General features: G+C 31.0%; 25 protein-coding genes. 24 read left to right on the top strand and 1 reads right to left on the bottom strand.

The genetic code is table 11. The features are described from left to right. Positions 1 to 240 precede the first annotated feature (240 nt). The 24 genes from CLOACE_RS01475 (at position 241) to CLOACE_RS01365 (ending at position 21,774) form a co-directional block, all read left to right on the top strand. Positions 241 to 1,026 carry a hypothetical protein gene (locus CLOACE_RS01475; protein ID WP_070109270.1) on the top strand — a complete coding sequence of 262 codons (786 nt, stop codon included), beginning with the start codon at positions 241 to 243 and terminating at the stop codon, positions 1,024 to 1,026. A 1-nt stretch (position 1,027) separates the two neighbouring features. Further along, positions 1,028 to 1,729: a hypothetical protein gene (locus CLOACE_RS01470; protein WP_070109269.1), complete on the top strand. Its 702-nt coding sequence runs from the start codon at positions 1,028 to 1,030 to the stop codon at positions 1,727 to 1,729. Between the two features lie 147 nt (positions 1,730 to 1,876). Then, complete coding sequence (locus CLOACE_RS01465) at positions 1,877 to 3,127, top strand: site-specific DNA-methyltransferase (RefSeq protein ID WP_070109268.1); 1,251 nt, start codon at positions 1,877 to 1,879, stop codon at positions 3,125 to 3,127. 145 nt (positions 3,128 to 3,272) lie between these two features. After that, the gene (locus CLOACE_RS01460; protein WP_070109267.1) at positions 3,273 to 4,016 is read left to right on the top strand and encodes a virulence-related protein; all 744 of its coding nucleotides are present in this window, start codon (positions 3,273 to 3,275) and stop codon (positions 4,014 to 4,016) included. A gap of 94 nt (positions 4,017 to 4,110) precedes the next feature. Continuing rightward, a complete protein-coding gene (locus tag CLOACE_RS01455) occupies positions 4,111 to 4,404 on the top strand; it encodes a hypothetical protein (protein ID WP_242866366.1) in 294 nt (97 codons plus the stop codon). A gap of 34 nt (positions 4,405 to 4,438) precedes the next feature. Continuing rightward, entirely contained in the window at positions 4,439 to 4,678 is a 240-nt protein-coding gene (locus CLOACE_RS01450) for a hypothetical protein (RefSeq protein ID WP_070109265.1), read from the top strand. A gap of 93 nt (positions 4,679 to 4,771) precedes the next feature. Beyond that, positions 4,772 to 5,068 carry a DUF3892 domain-containing protein gene (locus CLOACE_RS01445; protein WP_070109264.1) on the top strand — a complete coding sequence of 99 codons (297 nt, stop codon included), beginning with the start codon at positions 4,772 to 4,774 and terminating at the stop codon, positions 5,066 to 5,068. 76 nt (positions 5,069 to 5,144) lie between these two features. Continuing rightward, positions 5,145 to 5,690, top strand: a complete 546-nt coding sequence (locus tag CLOACE_RS01440; protein WP_070109263.1) for a hypothetical protein — start codon at positions 5,145 to 5,147, stop codon at positions 5,688 to 5,690. A 171-nt stretch (positions 5,691 to 5,861) separates the two neighbouring features. Continuing rightward, a complete protein-coding gene (locus CLOACE_RS01435) occupies positions 5,862 to 6,710 on the top strand; it encodes a tyrosine-type recombinase/integrase (RefSeq protein ID WP_070109262.1) in 849 nt (282 codons plus the stop codon). Between the two features lie 167 nt (positions 6,711 to 6,877). After that, complete coding sequence (locus CLOACE_RS01430; protein WP_070109261.1) at positions 6,878 to 7,516, top strand: type II toxin-antitoxin system PemK/MazF family toxin; 639 nt, start codon at positions 6,878 to 6,880, stop codon at positions 7,514 to 7,516. A 218-nt stretch (positions 7,517 to 7,734) separates the two neighbouring features. Continuing rightward, positions 7,735 to 9,336 (top strand): phage terminase large subunit, encoded by a 1,602-nt coding sequence (gene terL / locus CLOACE_RS01425; RefSeq protein ID WP_207644897.1) that lies wholly within the window; start codon positions 7,735 to 7,737, stop codon positions 9,334 to 9,336. A 16-nt stretch (positions 9,337 to 9,352) separates the two neighbouring features. Further along, a complete protein-coding gene (locus CLOACE_RS01420) occupies positions 9,353 to 10,636 on the top strand; it encodes a phage portal protein (protein WP_070109314.1) in 1,284 nt (427 codons plus the stop codon). Next, complete coding sequence (locus CLOACE_RS01415) at positions 10,633 to 11,397, top strand: minor capsid protein (protein ID WP_070109260.1); 765 nt, start codon at positions 10,633 to 10,635, stop codon at positions 11,395 to 11,397. Before CLOACE_RS01420 ends, CLOACE_RS01415 begins: the two co-directional genes overlap by 4 nt. A 67-nt stretch (positions 11,398 to 11,464) precedes the next feature. After that, on the top strand, positions 11,465 to 11,797 hold the full coding sequence (locus CLOACE_RS01410) for a hypothetical protein (protein WP_070109259.1): 333 nt from the start codon (positions 11,465 to 11,467) through the stop codon (positions 11,795 to 11,797). A 110-nt stretch (positions 11,798 to 11,907) separates the two neighbouring features. Next, positions 11,908 to 12,492, top strand: coding sequence for a DUF4355 domain-containing protein (locus CLOACE_RS01405; protein WP_070109258.1), 585 nt, complete (start codon positions 11,908 to 11,910; stop codon positions 12,490 to 12,492). Between the two features lie 26 nt (positions 12,493 to 12,518). Continuing rightward, positions 12,519 to 13,643, top strand: a complete 1,125-nt coding sequence (locus CLOACE_RS01400) for a major capsid protein (protein ID WP_070109257.1) — start codon at positions 12,519 to 12,521, stop codon at positions 13,641 to 13,643. 66 nt (positions 13,644 to 13,709) lie between these two features. Continuing rightward, a complete protein-coding gene (locus CLOACE_RS01395) occupies positions 13,710 to 13,949 on the top strand; it encodes a hypothetical protein (protein WP_070109256.1) in 240 nt (79 codons plus the stop codon). A gap of 4 nt (positions 13,950 to 13,953) precedes the next feature. Further along, positions 13,954 to 14,253 carry a phage head-tail connector protein gene (locus CLOACE_RS01390; RefSeq protein ID WP_207644896.1) on the top strand — a complete coding sequence of 100 codons (300 nt, stop codon included), beginning with the start codon at positions 13,954 to 13,956 and terminating at the stop codon, positions 14,251 to 14,253. A gap of 2 nt (positions 14,254 to 14,255) precedes the next feature. Continuing rightward, a complete protein-coding gene (locus tag CLOACE_RS01385) occupies positions 14,256 to 14,519 on the top strand; it encodes a hypothetical protein (RefSeq protein ID WP_070109255.1) in 264 nt (87 codons plus the stop codon). A gap of 8 nt (positions 14,520 to 14,527) precedes the next feature. Continuing rightward, positions 14,528 to 15,679 (top strand): Ig-like domain-containing protein, encoded by a 1,152-nt coding sequence (locus tag CLOACE_RS01380; protein WP_070109254.1) that lies wholly within the window; start codon positions 14,528 to 14,530, stop codon positions 15,677 to 15,679. Between the two features lie 58 nt (positions 15,680 to 15,737). Beyond that, complete coding sequence (locus tag CLOACE_RS11710; protein ID WP_175429420.1) at positions 15,738 to 15,890, top strand: SHOCT domain-containing protein; 153 nt, start codon at positions 15,738 to 15,740, stop codon at positions 15,888 to 15,890. A gap of 68 nt (positions 15,891 to 15,958) precedes the next feature. Further along, positions 15,959 to 17,623 carry a recombinase family protein gene (locus CLOACE_RS01375; RefSeq protein ID WP_084027508.1) on the top strand — a complete coding sequence of 555 codons (1,665 nt, stop codon included), beginning with the start codon at positions 15,959 to 15,961 and terminating at the stop codon, positions 17,621 to 17,623. A 142-nt stretch (positions 17,624 to 17,765) separates the two neighbouring features. After that, on the top strand, positions 17,766 to 19,604 hold the full coding sequence (ftsH, locus tag CLOACE_RS01370; RefSeq protein ID WP_070109252.1) for an ATP-dependent zinc metalloprotease FtsH: 1,839 nt from the start codon (positions 17,766 to 17,768) through the stop codon (positions 19,602 to 19,604). 34 nt (positions 19,605 to 19,638) lie between these two features. Next, complete coding sequence (locus CLOACE_RS01365; RefSeq protein WP_070109251.1) at positions 19,639 to 21,774, top strand: HelD family protein; 2,136 nt, start codon at positions 19,639 to 19,641, stop codon at positions 21,772 to 21,774. Positions 21,775 to 21,828: 54 nt separating this feature from the next. Here the strand turns inward: CLOACE_RS01365 and CLOACE_RS01360 are convergent, their stop codons facing one another. Continuing rightward, positions 21,829 to 22,905 carry a PRK06851 family protein gene (locus CLOACE_RS01360; protein WP_070109250.1) on the bottom strand — a complete coding sequence of 359 codons (1,077 nt, stop codon included), beginning with the start codon at positions 22,903 to 22,905 and terminating at the stop codon, positions 21,829 to 21,831. Positions 22,906 to 22,922: the final 17 nt, after the last annotated feature.

Genomic DNA, 22,922 nt, shown 5'->3' with positions numbered 1-22,922 from the left:
ACGGGCGTAGGCTATTCAGTTTGTGTAGCCGTTAAGGCGAAACAAACTGAATAGGATGGTGGTAAGTCCCCCAAAATCTATGAAAAATTCTATATATGTCTATTCAAAGATGAAAATTTATTATACAATAGTACAATAAACTATAGTGATGTGCATATTAATAATAATGTATTAAGGATATTGGAATTAGTGTGTTATATTGTTATGAAATGAACAATTATAATGTTAGGAGGTGCAGAGATGGGAATGCAATTATTGTTTGTTTTTATCGGCATGGTATTAGCTTGGATTTTTTTGAAATTAAATTGGTCAGATGAATTAACTATAGTTCTTGCCTTTTTACCTGCACTTTTAACCATTATATATACAAACGTAGAAAGAATTAGATTGTTTATTTCAAAAATAATAATTATAAATAAAACGGTGTCAGTAACAGTTATAATAAAAAATACCTATGAAATTAATGATGGCATTCAAGATGAAACGTTTATTGAAAAAAGATTAGAAGAAGCATTATTGAAAAGCGGTGTTACTATTGGAAGAGAGAATAACAGAATAAGAATAGAAGCAGGGCAAGTTGTAAGATTTGCAAAAGATAATAATATAATGATTAAAGTTCCATTAGTTATGTACCTGCAAATTGTTGATAAAAATAAATTGACATGTAAATTGACTAATTCATTACCAACAATAACTTATAGAGAGATACCAACATTAATTAGAAGCACTCAAAGAGTATGGGATTTTATAGATGAACATATTAAAGATTCCTCAAAAGGGAAATTAAAGCATGCTATATATAATGCTAAAATAAAAGTTGATGATAATGTTTTTAAGAATGTTTACTTAGCCCCATATGCTCCTAGGTATATTAAAAATCTAGAGTTACAAAAAGAGAATTCAACAATAAAACTTGCGGATGACACTCTTGAAATTAATTCGAAAAGCAAACATGATTTTGAAATGGATATTAAGAAGTATAGTAGCTTGTTCAAAGGTTTTTTTGAAGAAAAAGGGGTGCGTTAGAATGCCAGTGGGGGTACGTTTTGCAAAAATTGAACAAAACAATTTATCAAAAGAACTTGGGAAGAAAGAACCAATCAGCCAACAGCTAAATATTTGGGGACAAGAGGATTTTCAGAAGGAAGGATATATTGAGTATATTGGGAAAGGCGAATTTGGTGATTATGATAAGTTTAAAATAGCTTATTATGTTATTGAAAAAATAACGGGATACTATAAAGAAGCGAGAGTTGAAAACTTATTAGTTGAAGAAGAAAAATTCTTTTATGTGGCTCCAGACAATTCATATATCCTTATAAGAGCTTCTAAAAAAGACTCTTATAAAATTATTAATTTGCTGCAAAAAAGTGGACAAGTTGATATTGGACAAACAGAATTAGATATGAAAGAATTAAGAGAAAAATTATCTCAAGATAAAAGCAAAATCAAGTCAATTGTTGGAGCGTGGATAACAAATTTAGAAGATGTAAATATAAATACAGTTGCAATATTTGGAACTGAGGTAGATCAAAGTGATGAGTTTGGAGATTATGTTTCTCAAGAAGAATCTAAAATATCTATGTTAATTATCGACTTTGGAGAAGAAACAATTGCTATTACACATGAATTCGGAGCAATTTTTTATAACAGAAGAAGTGAACTGAAATTATTAGAAGGATATGAAATTGTTAAAAGACTATTATCAAGTCTTGATATGTTCTTGTAACTTTGTTAGATTAATGAGTACCCAACGCCAGCGAAGCTGGCATTGAGTGGAAAAAGGAAAAATATATTAATGTTAATATATAACTGTCTATTCCAAATGGAGTAGGCAGTTTTTTTATGCCAATTTTGAAAGGAGAAATGAATAATTATGGAGTTTAGGAAAATTAAAATATCAAATTTAAAACATGCTGAGTATAATCCAAGGGTCGACTTAAAGCCTGGGGATAAAGAATTTGAGAAAATTAAAAGCAGTATTACCGAGTTTGGATATGTTGAACCAATTATTGTAAATAGTGATATGACCATTATTGGCGGTCATCAAAGGAGCAAAGTACTAACAGAATTAGGTTATGAAGAAATCGATTGTATAGTTATTAAGATTGACAAGACCAAAGAGAAAGCACTGAATATTGCTCTAAACAAAATTACAGGAGAATGGGATTTATCTGCACTGGCTCATTTATTAGATGAATTGAAAGAGGAGAATTATAATATTGAACTCACTGGTGTAGATTTTGCTGAAGCAGAGAAGTTATGGGACGAATATATGCCAAAGGATGATCAGGAAGAGGAAGAAGAAATTCCTGAAGCACCAGAAGAACCAGTGATTCAATCAGGAGATATTCTTCTACTTGGTAAGCATAGGCTAATATGTGGCGATGCAACGAAGAGTGAAGACTTAGAAAGGTTGATGGATGGGAAGAAAGCAAAGCTAACTGTCACAGATCCACCCTATGGGATTTCATATGTAGGGAAAACAGAAGATGCTCTTACAATTCAAAATGACAACTTGAATGATGAAGAATTTTATAATTTCCTGCTTGAAGCATTCAAAAGAGTTTATGAAGTTTCTGATGACGGAGCAAGTATTTATATATTCCATGCAGATGCAAAGGGATTAATTTTCAGAAGAGCATTTGTTGACTCAGGCTTTAAGCATTCCCAGTGTTGCGTATGGGTAAAAAATACATTTGTAATGGGAAGACAGCCTTATCAGTGGCAGCATGAACCAGCATTATTCGGATGGAAGCCAACAGGTAGTCATTATTGGAATGGTGACCGTAAGCAATCTACAATTTGGAACTTTGATAAGCCAAGAGTAAATGATGTCCATCCGACAATGAAGCCGATACCACTAATTGAGTACATAATCAAAAACTCCAGTAAATATGGTGATATTGTTGTTGATACATTTCTCGGCAGTGGAACTACACTGCTTGCTGCCGATAAAACTGATAGAGTATGTTATGGCTCTGAACTTGACCCCAAATACTGTCAGGTCATTATTGAACGCTGGATTAATTATAAAGATGGTATCAATGGAGATGATGTAATTATTGAAAGAGAGGGGCAACAATTTAGGTACTCGGATTTAAAGAGTGAGCAGTATTCCGAATAATAATGTGGGCAAACAGATTTATCGCTCATGATATATTACTGATTCTGCTCATTATATCTTACTAAAATTCCTTCATTTAACTTGATTTCATGTGTATGTAGAGGTAATGTGTACACTACCAAAATCATTATTGGAGGGATTACAAATGGATAGAAAAGAAATGGTTAAACAGTTAGGTCAGCATTTTGGAGTAAAAGCACAGTATATGGGAGCACCAAGTTTTGCATATCAAATACAAACACCAAGAGGAATTATAACAATTGATCGAGAAGGAAGAATTACAACAGAATTGGGCAAGGAAGTGGAATTTGATACATTGATAAATGAAACCATGGACGAAAAAGAACATATAGCTTATGAAGTGGCAGTTCTAATGGAAGGACATACTGGTCGCACCCTAAGAAATCTTGTTAATATGATTTATAGCAAACAACATTTAATAAAGAAATCATTAGGAACTACAGTCGATATAGTCGGTGCTGATTTTAGTATAGGAATTAATGAAGTGCCAATTGAAACTTTGGAGGATTTCAAAACTACCCTTGAAGATATTGGTGAGAAAAGTTGTGAAGGAATAGAATTTGATTTTTATAAAAATACTTTAACCTTCAGTTTTCTAGAGGAAGAAGTAGCTCCTGAAAAACTGGAAGCATATACGCAGTTTGTAGCATTACTGAATCAACAAGCCAAAGAACTGAAACGTGCATCTGCTAAGGTTAAACCAACTGATAATGAAAAATATGCATTTAGAGTATGGCTTCTACGACTTGGAATGATAGGTGATGAATATAAGATGGATAGGAAAATATTGTTGGAAAATCTAGATGGTAATTCAGCCTTTCGAAGTGGGAGTAAGCCTGAAAAAGTCAAAGATGGAGAAGCTGAATAGTCACTTATATATCATATATCGCTTTACGTTGGCTTGTAAGGCGATATTTTTATATTGGTGGGATAAATGGTTAATTGGTTTAGATATTAAAAATGTGGCAAATGTTGAAATATCAACTTTACTTTCAGGAGCAGTAGAGGTAATGTACTACCTAACCCAATATGGAAAGGTGGAGATTGCATTGAAAACTGAAAACTTAATAAGGGAAACATTGGAAGGATTACTGGCTACAGCTATTGAGAAAATCTGTGTACTGGGGGTGGAAGATGCTGAAGCTGATATTAAGCAAATCAGGGAAATGTATGAAGAACTAGTGCAGTTTTGGGATTTAGATGAAAGATTGGTTGATGAATTTGATATGGAAGTAGGAAGTATAGGGACTGAGTAAAATCAGTCCTATTATAATTTAGGAGGATAAAAAAATGGGAGAGAAAGAACAAATTTTAAATGCAACAATTAAGGGATTATCTAATACAGCGATAGTTATGATTAAAGAAAGCGGATTAGATGCGGTAAAAGAAGAAGTAATAGCAATAAATACCATGTGCTCACAGATAATCAATAGATGGAATTTAGATAAAGAATTATATTTCAAACATATTGAAGCGATAAATAATCAAGTTTTGCTTGATGAAAAATTTGTTATTGGATGGGAATTATAGATGTGTAAAATATACAAAAATTAGTAAAATTCTATAATAATAGAGGAAATACCCTTCGTATGTCGAAATTAATAATATGAAGGGGGTGAGAATGTGGCTGAATATGGTATTTATGAAGTTCATTATGATGATGATCACGCAAAAATTGAAGAAGTTCATGCGTATAAAATTACAGATAACAGTACGGATGGGAAACACACTTTTTCAAGAGATGAGGTCATCTCAAAAATTGAAGCTAATAATAAGGTTATCACATTAATCAAAAAGGACAATGGTAACTGGGAAAGAGGTTCAGAGGTTATAGTTTATGAAGTAGACAATGAAAAATTTATAAAAACTGAACGGAATAGTAAAAAAGAAGACAACTTAGGGGAGTTACCTGAATACTAGAAATGAGAGCCACGACAAATGGCTCTTTTTTAATATGAGAAAATAAAAGAATAAGGAATTTGAAGGAGGTGAAACCATGGGTAGCAGAAAAGGAATTCCAAATAAAACAACCAGATATGAGTCGGACATATTACCTAGATTATCTGACATACAGGAGTGGATAATGCAGGGAGATACAGTTAGAGAGATTTGTAAGAAACTTGCTATATCACCTGATACTTGGTATCGTTATTGTAAAGAGCATGAAACACTTTCTGAACTTGTAACTATGGGCAGGAGCGTGTTATGTAATGATGTAGAAAAATCATTATTGAAGATTTGCACTGGATATGATTATGAAGAACTCAAGACCATTGTTGAAGAGGATAAGAATGGAAAAAAGAGAACTAAGATTGAGAAGACAAAACGTCATCAACCACCGTCTGCTCAAGCCATTTCATTTTTCCTTAGAAATCGTATGCCAGAGGAATGGTCTGATAAGAAGGAACTTATATTGGATACCAGTCAAAATGAAGCTGCAAGGAAAGAGTTATTCTTGAAGATGGTAAATGGTGAATTAGATGCCGAAGATGAAAATACTGGCAATGATGATGAATCCGTAAGAGTTGATGAAGAGGAATAAAGCTAATAATCTTATGTCTTGAGTTTTTACCTAGATAAATGCCCTTTTTGAGGGGTAAAACTACCCCAAATCAAGCTGATTACAATTCATAATTAGTGTTATGTATTCAGTTGACTTAGGGGCAGTACAGAGGTAACATGGACACACCAAATAAAGGAAGGGTGTGTCTATATGCTTGATTTAAGCGGTTTTGAAGTATATTTGAGAAGCCAAGAACGTAGCAAGAATACAATTGCTTGCTATATTAGGGACAGTAAAGCTTTTATTGGATGGTATAAAAATAGAACTGACTGTGGAGTTGATAGGCTGATCGAACTGGATGCAATTGAATATAAGAAGCATCTGCTTAATATCAATGAATCTGTGGTTACTGCCAACAGAAAAATTGCAAGTATAAATGCTTTTTGCAAATGGCTCTATGAAAGTGGTACTATTCTTACAGAAGTGAATATAAAAGCAGTAAAGAATCGGGATACTCGACAATATAAAGGTTTAGAAGAAAAGGAGTTAAGGAGACTTCGAGCCGAGATTCACCGAAACAGGAATAAAATGCATATATGTATTATTGAAATACTGCTTGGAACAGGACTTCGGGTGAGTGAATTATGCAATATTAGACTAAGAGATATTGAAATATCTGAACGCAAAGGTTTATTAAAGGTGATTGGAAAAGGAAATGTAAATAGAAGCATTCCTTTAAATAAGGATGTAAGAAAAGCAATTAAGGATTATCTTGCAGTAAGATCAGTAGATGAAAGTGACTTCCTATTAATAGGACAGCGTGGAGCTTTAAAAAGGAATGCAATTAACTTAATACTAGAGAAGTATGGGAAACGGGTAGATGTAGAAGTAACTCCCCATCGATTAAGACATACCCTTGGATATAAGTTAGTCAAAGAGGGAACTGCAATCACAACGATTCAGCAAATATTGGGACATGATAATATCATGACTACAAATCTTTATACAGTCACAACTGAACAGGATAAGGTTGAAGCTTTGGATGCACTGGAGTGGTAAGATAGCCACTCTTTTTTAATGCACTTCTCCAAAGGGAGGGGTGCTTCTATTTACCAAAAATGCCCTTACAGTAAAAGGTGTGAAATTTTTTTTGACATTTTTTGTAGAAAAAAATAATTAAAAATGTTATAATCTACCTTATATTATATAGATAGAGGGGGGATTAGATGGCAATTAATATAGACTTATCAAAAACTCAAGTATATTTACAGTGGTTTAAGCAAGTTCTTTTTTATGATTGGAAAGCAAATAATTCTAAAAATAAAAATATAAGAACTGTCAAAAGAGGACAAGTATATTATTGTGATTTAGGTGTAGGAATTGGAAGTGAAGAAACAAAGAATAGACCTTGTGTAATAATACAGAATAATACAGGAAATAAATTTTCTCCCAATACTATTGTTGCACCAATCACAAATGAACAGGGTGAAGAGAAAGTTTCCGTTCCAATTACAGGTTCTTATACATATACTGATATAGAGGATGGGACTCAAAAAAAATTATCAGGATATATTTTGCTGGCTAATATTGTAACAGTTAGTAAAGCAAGACTTAACGGAGGCTGTATTACAGAATTAAGTAATGAGATTAATGAAATGAATGAAAAAATATTAACATCATTAGGATTGTTTAGAGAGTTAAAAGACTTACGAGAGAAGGTTTCTAAAGATAAAAAATTTATTAAAAAAATTATTGATGATAATTATAAATTGAAAAATTCTTTAAAAGAGGTTGTTAAAAATGATGGTTCTGAAGAAATAAAAGCTATTTTAAAGAAATATGATTTAGATTTAGAAAAACTATAAATTATTCCTTGAATATCTAAATGCTTATGTGTTATAATAAATATACAAATAAGTTTACTCATGATGAGTAAACACTAATTAATTTCAAAAAAGAGGGATAGTGTTTATCCCTCGCTTTCATTACAAATAAATTGAAGCATGAGGCTTCGATGTTAATTTTTCAAATAAAGGCGACCATGTTGGTTGCCTGTTATATTTTAATCTAAAGAGGTGATGTGATGGAAATACAACAAGACCATCATCGTCAGAACCTATTACTAAAAGAATATATGAATAAATACTTCTCCCCGAACAAGATAGAAGAACTTGTCGGGGAGTTTTCATTTTCAGAACTTCGAAGGTTACTTGGCGAGATGGATATAGAATTTTTTGCTCTGTGTTACTTCCCGAAATACTTTGACAGGAAGTTTGGGCAGTTTCATAAGGAGCTATTTGAAGAATTAAAATATATGCTGGACAATAATGGGTTGATTGAAGCTTTTGGACTCCCGAGGGAACATGGGAAAAGTACAATTAACTCTTTTTTATTTCCCCTCTATTCAACTCTATATAATAAATCACAATTCACATTAATAATATCAGCTACCGAGCAGATTGCACTTCCATTCCTAGATATGATAAAGGATGAATTGGAGAACAATCAATTATTGATAGAGGATTTTGGAATTTTCAAAGGGAATCGATGGAACAATAATGAGATTTGGATTAGAGGAAGAGTGGGATTGGACGCTTGTATTATGATACGTGGGATTGATGGGTCTTTGAGGGGTATCCACTTTAAGCAGCACCGACCACAACTTGTGTTGCTGGATGATCTTCTCAAAGATGATACAGCAAAATCAGAATCCAAAAGAGAGCAGGTGAAAAATACCTTTACCGATGTAGTAATCCCTATTGGTACAAGAGATACGAATATATTAGTTGTAGGAACGGTACTTCATGAAGAGGATTTGATGGCAGATTTATTAAAAGGAAAAATTCCAGGAGTGCGAAGTATAAAGAAATCTGCAATTATTAGTTGGTCTGAGCGAGATGATCTCTGGAGCCAGTGGGAAACAAAATATAATAACCTTCAGGACTTGGATAGAATTGAAACTGCCAAGTCCTTTTTTTATGACCATGAAGAAGAAATGTTGGAGGGTACAGAAATTTTATGGTCAGAGTACCTAGACTACTATTATCTTATGTGCAAGAAGCAAGCGATGGGGGATAAAAGCTTTTATAAAGAAATGCAGAATGATCCTAGGAGCAGTGATGATTATATTTTCCAAAGTATATCACATTGGGATAAGCTTCCTGAGTATGAAGAGATGGAACTTGTAATGTATATAGATCCTGCAATTAAAGCTGGGAAAAGAAATGACTATTCAGCAATAACAGTGTTGGGAAAGCATACTAAAACCAATCAAATGTATGTAGTAGATGGTAGCATTTATAAGCTTTTACCCGATGATTTATTTCAAATAGCCATTGAGAAACTGCAGTTATATCCTGTAGAAAAAATAGGATTTGAGGGCACACAGGCACAGAGTTACATGAAACAAAAGTTTGAAGAAGAGTTATGGAAGAATAAGATTTATGTTCCAGTTGAAGAAGTAGTGGCAAAAGGTCAGAAACATGAGAGAATTATCACTTTAGAGCCTGATATCAAGAAAGGGTATATACTGTTTAATTCTGCAAATATATCCTACAATAATCAGGTGAAAGATTATAACAAAGGAGCTAAGCATGATGATGCTCCTGATTCTTTATATGGAGCAGTGCAATTGATACAAGGGGTGCAGAAAATAAAGTTTTATGATAGAAGTTTATTGTTTTAAGAAAGGAGATGGTATTTTGGAGATTACTGAAAACTTAATAATGGAATGTCTAAATGAGTTGGAGAAAAACTCTGCTGATAAAAAGATGTATAAGGAATATTATGAAGGGAATCACAGCATTTTGAATAACTATGCTATGCAGGACAGCAGGAGTAATCAAAAACTCATTTTTAATTTTCCACGCAAATTTGTTGATAATGAAACAGGCTATCTATTAGGTAAGCCTGTTAATTTTGTGCCTAAAACAGATAATACAGAAATCATTGATTGTATTGATAGGAATCTAAATCACTGGGATAAAGAGCATAATATTAACCTTCGAAAGACGAGTGAGATTTATGGAGAGAGCTATGAATTAAACTATATTAATTCTGAAGGAGAATTTTGTGCATCCATTTTAACACCATTGGAAGCATATGTATTGGAAGATGGTACTACTGAAAGGAATGTATTACTGGGGCTTCATAGATTTAGAAAGAGATTTGATGACACCAGCTATTTAGATGTTTATACCGATTCGGAAATCCTACATTATACAATAGATTCTGATCAAAAAGGAAATATGGATCTGAAATATATAGGAAAGCATAATCATATTTTCAATCGTGTTCCAATAATTATTTGTCCTGCCAATAGTGAAAGACGAAGTGGCTTTCAAGATGTAATCAGCCTATTTGATGCTTATAATGTTTTGAATTCAGATTTAGTCAATGAGATTGCAGATCATAGGAATGCTTATCTTATAATTGAAAATGCCAAAATTGAAGAAGAGGACTTGTTAAAAATGAAGTCTATGGGAATTATCCAAGTTCCAAAGGGGGGAGTGGTGAAGTGGCTCACTAAGGATATTAATGATTCTTTTGTTAAGAATGAATTAGATAATATTGAACGTAAAATCTACGACATGATGGATGAAGTAAATTTCAATGAAAATTGGGCAAGTAACACTTCATCGCTGGCATTAAGGAATAAACTATTGAACTTAGAGAATAGAGTGGCAATACGACAAGCTTTTATGGAGAAGGTTATTAAAGAAAGACTTAAAAATCTATTTATTTATATTAAGAAAAAAGAAGGGAAGGTTTTTGATTATAGGGATGTTGCCATTAAGTTTACTCGTAACTTGCCTACAGATCTTGTAGGGCTTGCTGATGTTATTGTAAAGTTGCAAAATGTTTGTTCACAGGAAACATTGCTGACATTGCTACCTTTTGTAGAAAATCCAAAGATTGAAGTGCAGAAATTTAAAGCAGAGGTAGATAAAATTGATTTTAAAAACTGGGGAGGTGATGATGAGTGATTCAGGATCACAAAGAAAAAATATTAGAAATAAAAAAGAAAGCCATAGAAAAGGTGGAACAAGAAGTAGAAGGAATCTATAATGAACACAAAAAAGTCTTAGGAATGTTGTTGTTACTGATAATGGAACTGTTTGATAAGTATTCACTGGAAGGAAAATTTAATGTTAACCGTTATCAAAGAGTAGAAATCTTAAAAAAATTGGAAAACATGATTATTAAATATACAAAAGAATTATCACAAGCAGATATTAATATCAGTAAACATATTTTAGAAGATGTTATTACCAAAAGCTATCAAATGCATACTGATTTATTTGGGGATATCAAAAATATTACAATTACTTCAGTTCTTCTTGATGAGATTATTTTTAAGCAGTACAAGGGAGATATATTTGATAATAGAATCACCGACAACAAAAGAAAACTAGCAAATCGATTATATGTTGAATTGGATAAAGGGTTGATAAATAATGTGACTTTAGAAGAATTATCACATAATATTCAAGAAATATTTAAGCAGACTAATTATGAAACTTACCGTTTACTTATGACAGAGCAGACAAGAGTATTTGATGAGGTACAGACGAAGGTATTTATTGCTTCTACTAATGTGAATAAAGTTATGTGGGTGTCTGCTCTGTGTGGAAATACCTGTCCGTATTGTGAAATGATGGATGGAAGCATTTTTACAGTTGATGACCCCAATAAACCTGAAATCCCTGCTCATGTATTTTGTCAATGTTGCTGGGTTCCAATTTAGTGTTAACAAAATAAGATTTAGTGATATAATTATGAGTGTGAATAAGATTTCGAGAGAGGGGATGCCTATGTCTTTAACATTTGAACAGGTTGATAAAATATTTAAAGAATATGAACTAATGCCTCATATGTTGGAAGATGGAAAAAGGACGGAGTATTCTTTTCAATATAAAAAAAGCCATACAGGTAAGCAAAACGTAGCAACAAATGTAAGTCCCTTAATGAATGGGGGAGTAAGAGGCTATATTTATGTTGGGTATTTAGAAGAATTCAAATTTAAAAAAGATTCTCCAGCAGGATATAAGTACATAAAAAGTGCTAGAGAACATATTAAGATTAATGATATGTCAGCACAAGAATTAAGAGGTTATTTGGATAGAATAGTAAAGTATTATGAGTAAAAATTATTAGTAGATATTGAGCCTTTATAGAGGCTCTTTTTTTATACCAAAAACTATGCGTTCCTAGTTCATAGAGTTGGGAGGGCAAATAATAAGGAGGATTTTATACTATGACATTTGAAGAAGTTAAACAGTTTTTACAAAGTGAGGAAGGTAAGAAAGAAGAAGTCATTGCATATTTGCAGGAGACAAATCCATTAACTGTTGCAAGGGTGCAGGAATTCTTAGATGTAAATCAAGAAGCGAAAAGTTGGCTGGACTCTATTAAGGATAAGCATTTATCCAAAGGATTAGAGACATGGAAAACCAATAATCTTGAGAGTCTGATTTCAGACGAGATCAAAAAGAGATTTCCTGAAAAGGATGAGAAAGAGCTTGAGGTGGAAAAGTTAAGAAGTGAAATTGAGAAGATGAAGCAGGAAAAACTTCGAGAGTCATTAACCAATAAGGCAATAAAAACAGCTACAGAGAAGGGTCTACCGATTGAATTGGTAGATTTTTTTATTGGTGCAGATGAAGAAAAAACTGCACTAAATCTCAAAGCATTAGAAGATACTTTTAATCTATCTGTACAGAAAATGGTGGAGCAGAGATTAAAAGGAGAAGGATACGTTCCACCAAAAGATTCAGACAACAAGCAAAGTGACTTAGATAGTTTATCAATGGAAGATTATATCAAAGCGAGAAATAAATAAAATTAGAAAGGATATGGTGATTTATTATGGGAAATACAATTTTAACTCCATCAATTATAGCTAAGGAAGCTTTAATGCAATTAAGAAATAATACAGTAATGGCAAATTTAGTACATAGGGACTATTCACAGGAATTTGTGGCTGGTGTGGGGAATACGGTAACGATCAGAAAACCAGCAACATTTGAAGCACAGGAGTTTGATAGAAGCTCAGGTATTCAGATTCAGGATGCAACAGAAGGTTCTGATACAGTAGTACTGGATAAATTATTGGATGTATCTTTTGAAGTAACATCTGAACAGTTAACCATGAATATTAGAGATTTTAGTGAGCAATTATTGATTCCAGCCATGCAAGGGTTTGCAAATAAAATAGACTTGTACTTATTAGGATTATATAATGATATTCCAGATGCATATGGTACAGCAGGAACTACTCCCAGTGCAGTAAGCGATATTACAGGAGCAAGAAAAATATTAAATGACAATAAAGTACCTTTTGCAAATAGAAATCTTGTAATTGATACCGCTGCTGAGGATAAATTCCTTCAGTTATCTACCTTCCATGAGGCAGATAAAGTAGGAGATAATGGTACAGCCATGAGAGAAGCTTCTCTAGGTAGAAAGTTCGGATTCAATATCTTTATGGATCAAAATGTTATTCCTCATACAAAAGGAACATTAACTGGGGATGAAGGAACAGTGAAAATTAAAGGAGCAGTAAGTGCAGGATCAACTCAATTGGTAATAGACGGAACCAATCTTACGGGTACTCTTGTTAAAGGAGATATTCTTTCAATTGGTGGAAAGACCTATGTAATAAAAGAAAATGCTACTGCTGCTGCCAATGAGATTGCTGTAAAAGTATATCCAGCAACAACAGATATCGCAGATGATACAGATGTAACAATAACAGGAAATCATACTGCCAATATTGCCTTTCACAAAAATGCTTTTGCATTAGTAAGCAGACCATTAGCATTGCCAAGAGGATTAAGTTCTGAACAGAAAGCAATCGTTAATTATGATGGATTCGGATTAAGAGTAATCTATGATTACAATAGTCAATACAAGAAAGATGTCATTTCAATTGATATGCTTTGTGGAGTAAAGACTTTAAATCCAGAATTAGCTTGTAGATTATTAGGTTAAAGATACTAGAACAGGGGTGTGCCTTATGGTGCATCCCTTTTCTGATTTTAAGGGAAGGTGATTATATTGAAGTGTCCATATTGTAGTGTTGATTACAACAGTGTTATTTCTTTAAATGCTCATGTTGAGAATTGTTTTTATAAATATAATTCTGTTAATGAGCAAGAAAATGATAATGATGAGATTCCAGTTTATGAGCATATGAAATATGCTGAACTAAAAAGTCTAGCAAGTGCCAAAGGTATTAATGCTAATAAAATGAAAAAAGAAAATATAATTAAAGCTCTTAACGAATTGGAGGGATGAGTAGGTGCTAGATTTGATGAAAGAATTATTGGGAATTGACCTTACAGATAACTCTAAAGACAGTATATTAAATCATTTCTTAAATAAAGCAAGAGAAATCATACTTGGGTATTGCAATGTTATAGAGTTATCAGATGCTTATGAAGGGACTATAGTAGATTTTGCTGTGTATCTATATAAAAATAGAGATAGTGCAGGAATTATAAAAAGGAGTGAGGGAGAAAAAAGTGTAACCTATGAGGAAGGTATTCCTGAGTTTATTAGGTTATCACTACCTCTTCCTAGGATTAAGGTAGGTTATTGACTATGTTCTATGATACAGAAATGAAAATATTAACGGAGCAATTGCAGGAAGTAAAAACAGTATATGGGGATATACAGCCTTATGATAGAAACATATCCTTTGAAGAGGGCATAGAAATAGAAATCACAAAAAGGGCTTTCTGTGATATCGAACCTTTAATAGGTAAAGACAGTTATATTTCAATCAAAGAGAACCTATTCAAGGTAATGAAAATCAAAACTTGGAGCGATTATACAGAATTATGGTTATATGAATGTAATAGGTAGGTGGTGGTATGCCAAAAAGCGTAGAAGATTATTTGGATTTTTTATTAAAGGAAAAAGGTAAAAATGTTGTTATAAGAGGAATACAAGCAAAAGCTATTATTACTGATGTAAATGAAAAGATAAGCTATTACGATGACAAGATGATAAGAACGGATATGGAGATTCATACTGGTGAAAGAATCGACTATCAAACCGATCAATGGATTGTTATTAGTGAGATTGATAAGAACAAAAATTCATATAAGGCAAGAATAAGAAAGATGAACTACACCATAAAAATGGTGGTTGATGAAGTGCTATGTGAATTCATTTCAATTATTGAAGGAATCAGTTTTGGAATAGATGAAGGAAAGTTTATGAATTTTGAAGCAGGTAAAATTCAGGTTACTATACCTGCTGATTCGGTTTCAAATAAAATCGATGTTGATATGCGTTTTATTAAAATGGATAAAGCATGGAAAGTAGTAGGTGTAGATAAAAGCCGTCTAGGAATAGTTATACTTCACTGTGAAAAAGATTTATTTGGTTCTTATGATGATCGGATTAATGAAATTGCCAATACAAACCTGATTGCAATATGGGAAATTCAAATAAATGAAGAAAATTGTCAAGTGGCACTAAATAAAGAATTTACATTTACTGCAACAGTTATGAAGAATAGCACAGAGTATCAGGGAGCTATTCTTGTTTGGGAATCATCAGATGAGAATATAGCTGTAGTCAATGATGGTGTGATTACTGGGGTAGCAATTGGAAGTGTAGAGATTTCTGTTCATATTCAGGATAAACCAACTGTAAAGACAAATATACAGATAGAAGTTGTGGAGAGCATTCCTGATGTAATTACTTATAAGATGTGGAGTTCCTATACCGATGGAAGTGGGAAGAGTTACACTGACTTTTCAGTTAGATATGGCTCTAGCAAATGGTTCGGGGTTGAAAAGTATGTTAATGGGGTGCTTGCAGATGTCAATGATACTTATTCATTTAGCTTGAATCCAAATGGAACCCCGTCAAGCAATTACATCTATACAGTTATAAATAGTTATAAAGTAAAACTGGAAGGAGAAGGATATGGCTATTCAGTTATTTTATCTGCAACAAGTAATGAAAGTGGTGAAATATTAACCCAAAGTATACAACTTAAAAGTTTATTTTAACTGACGGACTCACATTTTTGTGGGTCTTTTAATTTTCATAAAAACAAGGAGGGTGTCTATGGTAAAGGGAAGTAATGTTGAATATTTGTGGAGTGTTCATTTACTTAAAAAATTAAGAGAAGAAAATATGATTTCTGATGAAGAATATGCTGCAATAGATAGGGAAAATAGAAAGTCCTTTTATAAGAATGATAATCAAAGAATTGCTTGAATTATTGCAACACTAATTATATCATGTGTGTACCCAATTACAATAAAAAGGAAGGAGCAAATATTATTATGAGTAAAAGCGTTCAGGTATTGGAGCCAGTCAAAAAATTAAATTTTACAGATGAAAGTGATATGAACATAAAGAGAAGGGTTTGTGCTTACTGTAGGGTAAGCACAGATTCCGATGAACAGATGGAAAGCTATAATGCACAGGTAAGTGAGTATACTAAAAAAATCAAAGAAAATCCACAGTGGGAATTTGTACAGATATATGCCGATGCAGGTTCCAGTGGAACAAATGTAAAGAATAGGCTTTCATTCAACAGAATGATTAAAGATTGTCAGGATGGAAAGATAGACTTGGTTATTACAAAATCCATTTCAAGATTTGCTAGGAACACAGTAGATTGCCTTAATCATGTGCGTATGTTGAGAAATATTGGGGTAGAGGTTTTCTTCGAAAAAGAGAATATATATTCTTTTGACCCAAAGGTAGAACTAGTGTTAACCATGATGAGTTCAATTGCACAGGAAGAAAGCAGGAATATTTCAGAAAACTCAAAGTGGGGTATCAGGAAACGATTCAGAGATGGAGCCACGGTTTGCAATACTACAAGATTACATGGATATGATAAAGATGAAAATGGAAACCTTGTAATCAACGAAGAAGAAGCCGAGGTTGTAAGAAGAATTTATAGAGAGTATTTAGAAGGGAAAGGATATAGTACCATTGCCAGAGGTCTTGAAAAAGATGGGATTAGAACAGTAACTGGAGGAACAAGGTGGCATGGTTCAACGGTTAGCAAAATATTGAGTAATGAAAAATACTATGGAGAGTTGCTTCTGCAAAAAACCGTAACAGTTGATTATTTAACACACAAAAGAGTAAAGAATAATAATTTGGAGCCTAAATATAGGGTTGAAAATAATCATGAGCCGATTATTTCAAAAGAAATCTTTGATATGGTACAGGCTGAAAAGAAAAAAAGATTTGAAGTATCTAGCGGTAAAAATAATGATAGAACGAAATATACCAATAAGTATGCCTTTAGTGGAAAGTTATTCTGCGATAAATGTGGAAGAACTTTAAAACGAAGGAAGTGGAATGCAGGTACTAAATCCGAAAAAATAATGTGGCAGTGTAATAATTATATAAAGGGCATTGAAAACTGTGATTCAAAAGCAGTAAACGATGAAGTACTTAAGAGAACCTTTGTCCAACTATACAATGATATGGTTGAGGATAAAGGTTCTTTTTTAAAGACATTCATGAGCAATATTGAAAAAGTTTTAAAAAAGGATACAAATATAAAAAAGATAAATGATATAATTGAAGAGATTGGGGTTTACGAGCAAGACCTGAAGAATCTTATACAGTTACAGCTTCGGGGCAAAATAGACGATAAATACTACGATGAAGAATATGAGCGAATCAAAAATCAAATTGAAATCCTCAATGATAAAAAGATAGAGTTTGAAGAAGAAAATATAAAAAATGAGGATTATAAGCAACGACTTAAAAATGTAGCAATGATATTAAATGCTAAAGAGAATGGGTTGGAAGAGTTTGACGATGATATATTTAAAGCCTTAGTCAATAAGGTGCTTGTAAAATCCCCTGAACATTTTGTGTTTGTTTTGGAAAACGGACTAGAGTATGAAGGGCAAGCATATTGTACTAGGCAACACTCCACACATATTGAAAATGTAGCAATAATAGTTAAAAAAGATTAAATCTTTTTTAACTATTATTTATTTTGTTAATAATAAATTTATACATAAAATATTAATTTAATTTGATAATGGTTATGATAAAATATAAAATATATTTATAGTTCATATTATGAATATTTAAATTGATTTGTGGAGGGAATATATGTTTAACAATAAAAAATTTGATGGAAACAAAATAAAGTATGCAATTTACTACACATTAATTGTACTAATAGTTATAGTTCTTTCAAATGATTACATAAAAAATATAAAAACAGATTATATTAAGTATAGTAAATTTATAGAAATGGGAAATCAGGGCAAAATAGAAGATATAAAGTTATCCAAAGATAAGATAATTATTATTCCTAAGGAGAAAATAGAGGGAAAGAAAAGGACATTGTATACTGAAAAGATATCGGATGAACAACTTTTAGTCAAATTATCAGAATGGAGTAGTAAGTATAATACTCAATATGGTGCAGTGTCTCAGGAAAATAGTGTTTCTAAGAATATCTTAATAAATTTAATACCTATTTTAATAGCTATATTTATAGGACGTATGTTATTTGGAAAAATAAATAAAAAAATAGGAAGTGGAGTTATGTCCTTTGGAAAAAATACAGCTAAAATATATGCAGAAAATGAAACAGGTGTAACCTTTAAGGATGTAGCAGGACAAGAAGAGGCTAAGGAATCTTTAATTGAAATAGTAGATTTTTTACATAAACCAGAGAGATATACAGAAATAGGAGCTAAGTTGCCTAAGGGAGCTCTTTTAGTTGGACCTCCTGGTACTGGAAAAACTTTATTAGCTAAAGCAGTAGCAGGTGAAGCAGGTGTTCCGTTTTTTTCAATATCTGGTTCTGCTTTTGTTGAAATGTTTGTGGGAATGGGGGCCGCAAGAGTAAGAGATTTATTTGAACAAGCTCAGGAAAAAGCCCCATGTATAATATTTATAGATGAAATAGATGCCATAGGAAAAAGCAGAGATGGAAATATATCAGGAAATGATGAAAGAGAACAAACATTAAATCAATTGTTATCAGAAATGGATGGATTTGATTCATCAAAAGGAGTAGTTATATTAGCAGCTACAAATAGACCTGAAATATTAGATAAAGCCCTTTTAAGACCGGGGAGGTTTGATAGAAGGGTTATAGTTGATAGACCAGATTTAAAAGGTAGGATAGATATACTGAAAGTTCATTCTAAAGGGGTAAGGATGTCAGAAGGCGTTGACTTGAGTTCTATTGCTAAGTCTACTCCAGGAGCAGTAGGAGCAGATTTAGCAAATATAATTAATGAAGCTGCATTAAGGGCAGTAAAAAATAATAGAAAAGAAGTTATACAAGAAGATTTAGAAGAAGCAGTAGAAGTTATTATTGCAGGAAAGGAAAAAAGAGATAGAATTTTATCACCTAAAGAAAAGAAATCTGTGGCTTTTCATGAAGTAGGTCATGCTTTAGTAGCAGCACTTTTAACTCATACAGACCCGGTACATAAAATAACTATAGTACCTAGGACTATGGGGTCTTTAGGATATACAATGCAGTTACCTACATCGGAAAAATATCTTATTACTAAAGAAGAAATGATAGAACAAATAACTGTTATGTTAGGAGGAAGGGCTGCAGAAGAAGTTAAGTTTAATACCATTTCTACAGGAGCATCTAATGATATAGAAAGAGCTACTGAAACGGCAAGAAATATGGTTACTGTATATGGAATGAGTGAAAGATTTGATATGATGGCATTAGAGTCTATATCTAATAAGTATTTAGGAGGAAAATCTGTTCAAAATTGTAGTATTCAAACAGCAGCTATTATTGATGAGGAGACTTTAAAAATTATAAAATATTGTCATAAAAAAGCCATTGATATATTAAAAGAAAATAAAAATTGTTTAGAAAAAATAGCTGAAAAATTAATAGAAAAGGAAACTTTAATGGGAGATGAATTTATTAATATGGTTAATGAATTAAAAAATGGAAACAATTAAAAATAGTATACTTATGTTGTAAGGGGGAAGATGAATGAATAAATATAAACCTGATAGGGAATTAAAAAAGCAGATAGAAATTAATCATGAAAAAGACAGATTAAAATATGTTATAAATTCTATAAAAAATGAAATTTTAAATTTAATTAGCAAAAGAAAAGGCGTAGTTAGTGGTATTTTAAAATGTAGAAAAAAAGCTGTAGAAGAATATAAAGATGATGAAGATAAAATAATAGAATATTTTGATCATGAAAAATTTATAGAAGAAGAAAGTTATAAATACATTGATAATAAGTTAAGAGAGTATACCATACTTGCTAAATCACCTTATTTTGGGAAAATTGTTTTTGAAGAAGAAGACTATGATGATGTAGATACGATTTATATAGGCAGATTTGGTATTATACCAGAAGGAGGATATGAGCCCTTAGTGATAGATTGGAGAGCTCCAATATCTTCTTTGTTTTACTCAGGTAAACTTGGAGAGGAATATTATATTGCGCCAAAAGGAAAAATTAAGGTCAATATAATTAATAAGAGACAATTTATAATAAAGAAATCACAGCTTTTAGGAATGTTTGATTCAGAAATAGATATAAAAGATGAAATGCTTCAAGTAATGCTAAGTAAAAATTCTTCAGAAAAACTAAAAGATATTGTTATGACAATACAAACGGAACAAGATAATTTAATAAGGCAGTCAAGAAAAAAAACTATAATTGTTGATGGTGTAGCAGGAAGTGGAAAAACTACTGTAGCACTTCATAGAGTAGCTTATTTACTGTATAATTATAGAAATGTATTACAAGATAAAGTTTTAATATTAGGTCCTAATGAAATTTTTATGGAATATATATCAAGGGTTTTACCAAGCCTTGGAGAAATAGGTGTAAGACAAACTACTTTTATTGAATTAGCATTATCTATATTAGAATTGGATGAAATTATGAGTTTTAAAGATTACATGGAAAAAATATTGGCTGGAGATGAAAAATTTATAAATAAGGTAGTACATAAAAATTCTTATTTATATGTAAATGAATTAAATAATATTATTAAGCATTTAGATAAAATTCAATATGATAAAATACAATGTGTAAAATTTGGAGATAAGGTAATTGTTGAAGAAAAAGAAATCAAAGATATGTATAACAATTATTATAAAGATATGCCTTTATTTAGAAGATTAAAGAAGATAAAAAGAATAATATACTCTAGAATTAAAGATGAAAGAGATAAATATGTAAGACATATAGAAAAAGAATATAAAAGAGAACTATCTAAATTAGATGAAGACCAATTAGAGATATATGGAAGTGATTTAGATTTTAAAAGAAAACTAGCTATTAAAAAAGTTATGAGAGATGTTATTAAAGTAAAAAAAGATATTACTTGGATAAAAATTTGTGATGTTGTTAAAATTTATAAAGAGTTTAATAAAGAAGAATTAATATATGATGATTTATCTGCTATTTTATATTTAAAGATTAAATTAGAGGGGTATAAACTTAAAGATGAAATTAAACATATAATAATAGATGAGGCACAGGATTATTCTGTATTACAGTTTATTGTTATAAAAGAATTAACTAAGTGTAATTCTTTTACTATAGTAGGAGATAGCAATCAAAGAATAATTCCTATAAAAGAAGATATACCTATGGTTGTGTTAGAAAAGTATATAAAGGATTTAGATATAGAACATTTTAATCTTTTAAAAAGTTATAGATCTACAAAAGAAATTATGGAATATGCTAATAAATATTTAGATGAGAAAAGAATAGTACCAATAGTTAGATCTGGTAAAGATGTTGTAGAAAAAAAATTAAATTCACAAAAGGAAATTGAAAAAGATATTATAAATACTATTAATAAGCTTAAAGAAAAGGGCTATGAGAATATTGCTATAATCACAAGAAATTTAAAGTGTGTACAGGTATTAGGAAATAGGTTAAAAGACAAAATTCATTTAAAGGTGTTTGAAAATGAAAATATTAATTATAATGGTGGAGAGGTAATTCTAACTTCTTATCTTTCAAAAGGATTAGAGTTTGATGCTGTAATATTATATTTGCGTGATAAAAATAAAAATTACAATTATTTGGAGGAAAATAAGCTTATGTATGTTATGGCAACTAGAGCTTTGCATGAATTATATGTTTATTTTTAAAATAAACAAATAGACAATAAATCAGTATTTATGTTGATTTATTGTCTATTTATTTTATTTAATATATTTTTTTAATTTATAAATTAACTTATCTTCTATAACATTTAATTTATCAAAATCAATATTAGGATTATAGTATTCTTCTAATTCATCATGTAAAATTTTTGCTTTTTTTAATATATTCAATCCTTCATTTAATAACATATAAAAGTTTTTTATATCTTCTTTTATTAAAATAGAATGATTATTATGGTTAATGAAATTTTCTAGATATATTTGTATTCCAGGTAAGTTTTTTTTGTTTATTTCATTAGATGTTAAAATAGCTGTACTAAGCTCAGGTATAAATACATGTTCTATTCTTTTAGGAATTAAAGGGTCATGAAAAACTTCTACAAAATACCCCCTAGTTATAGCTTCTTTGTATATAGAAGTTAATATTTTAGTTTTTTTTAGTCCGGGACCTCCATTTAAAACATATAAATTATCTATATTTTTATATATATCATCTATATAAGTTATGATTCCGTTTGGAGTAAAAGCAGTAACAAATAAGTGTCTTTCACTTCCTAAATAAGATAATCTGTTTTTTTTAAATATACTTAAATTTAAGTCTTCTATTAATTTGTTTATTTTAGAATTATTTAAAGATTTTAAATTGCAATTAGACCATATGTTGTGAATACTTCTAGCAGCATAAAAATAACTATATGCTTTTTTAAATGTATTACTTATTTTTTCATTAGTGTTTATTATTTCAGTTTTAATATTAGTTAATTCTTTTTTATTTAAACATTCGCCAAGATTTAATATTTCATCTACTGCACCAGGATTTATAGGGTCTACTATATGAGGAGAAGTGCCATCTAATATAGCTATGTTTATATTATTTATTAATAAAGCATCTAAAGAAGAATCATCTGATGAACAGTGATGATATTCAATATCAAATCCGCAATTGTTAAAATGTTCGCCTACTTTTTTTATCAATGTAGATTTCCCTGTGCCAGGACCGCCTTTGAGACAAATTATCCTTTTAGCTTTTTCCTGTGGTAGTATATAATTATAAAATGAAAAAAAGCCCTGAGAAGTATTATTACCAGGAAAAAAATGTTTTATATTTCCTTTCATATTTAATAATCACACTC

The organism is Clostridium acetireducens DSM 10703, assembly GCF_001758365.1.
Classification (GTDB): Bacteria; Bacillota; Clostridia; order Clostridiales; family Clostridiaceae; genus Clostridium_C; species Clostridium_C acetireducens.
Note: the sequence above shows the minus strand (reverse complement) of the source record. Positions and strands in the feature narration are given on the sequence as shown.

Bases quoted from the DNA above. Each gene is read 5' to 3' on its own strand.
- CLOACE_RS11710 (WP_175429420.1), top strand. From the start codon at position 15,738: ATGGTAAAGGGAAGTAATGTTGAATATTTGTGGAGTGTTCATTTACTT.
- CLOACE_RS01430 (WP_070109261.1), top strand. From the start codon at position 6,878: ATGGCAATTAATATAGACTTATCAAAAACTCAAGTATATTTACAGTGG.
- CLOACE_RS01405 (WP_070109258.1), top strand. From the start codon at position 11,908: ATGACATTTGAAGAAGTTAAACAGTTTTTACAAAGTGAGGAAGGTAAG.
- CLOACE_RS01410 (WP_070109259.1), top strand. From the start codon at position 11,465: ATGTCTTTAACATTTGAACAGGTTGATAAAATATTTAAAGAATATGAA.
- CLOACE_RS01365 (WP_070109251.1), top strand. From the start codon at position 19,639: ATGAATAAATATAAACCTGATAGGGAATTAAAAAAGCAGATAGAAATT.
- CLOACE_RS01435 (WP_070109262.1), top strand. From the start codon at position 5,862: ATGCTTGATTTAAGCGGTTTTGAAGTATATTTGAGAAGCCAAGAACGT.
- CLOACE_RS01450 (WP_070109265.1), top strand. From the start codon at position 4,439: ATGGGAGAGAAAGAACAAATTTTAAATGCAACAATTAAGGGATTATCT.
- CLOACE_RS01440 (WP_070109263.1), top strand. From the start codon at position 5,145: ATGGGTAGCAGAAAAGGAATTCCAAATAAAACAACCAGATATGAGTCG.
- CLOACE_RS01385 (WP_070109255.1), top strand. From the start codon at position 14,256: ATGTTCTATGATACAGAAATGAAAATATTAACGGAGCAATTGCAGGAA.
- CLOACE_RS01465 (WP_070109268.1), top strand. From the start codon at position 1,877: ATGGAGTTTAGGAAAATTAAAATATCAAATTTAAAACATGCTGAGTAT.
- CLOACE_RS01475 (WP_070109270.1), top strand. From the start codon at position 241: ATGGGAATGCAATTATTGTTTGTTTTTATCGGCATGGTATTAGCTTGG.
- CLOACE_RS01400 (WP_070109257.1), top strand. From the start codon at position 12,519: ATGGGAAATACAATTTTAACTCCATCAATTATAGCTAAGGAAGCTTTA.
- CLOACE_RS01375 (WP_084027508.1), top strand. From the start codon at position 15,959: ATGAGTAAAAGCGTTCAGGTATTGGAGCCAGTCAAAAAATTAAATTTT.
- ftsH (WP_070109252.1), top strand. From the start codon at position 17,766: ATGTTTAACAATAAAAAATTTGATGGAAACAAAATAAAGTATGCAATT.
- terL (WP_207644897.1), top strand. From the start codon at position 7,735: ATGGAAATACAACAAGACCATCATCGTCAGAACCTATTACTAAAAGAA.
- CLOACE_RS01470 (WP_070109269.1), top strand. From the start codon at position 1,028: ATGCCAGTGGGGGTACGTTTTGCAAAAATTGAACAAAACAATTTATCA.
- CLOACE_RS01360 (WP_070109250.1), bottom strand. From the start codon at position 22,905: ATGAAAGGAAATATAAAACATTTTTTTCCTGGTAATAATACTTCTCAG.
- CLOACE_RS01380 (WP_070109254.1), top strand. From the start codon at position 14,528: ATGCCAAAAAGCGTAGAAGATTATTTGGATTTTTTATTAAAGGAAAAA.
- CLOACE_RS01460 (WP_070109267.1), top strand. From the start codon at position 3,273: ATGGATAGAAAAGAAATGGTTAAACAGTTAGGTCAGCATTTTGGAGTA.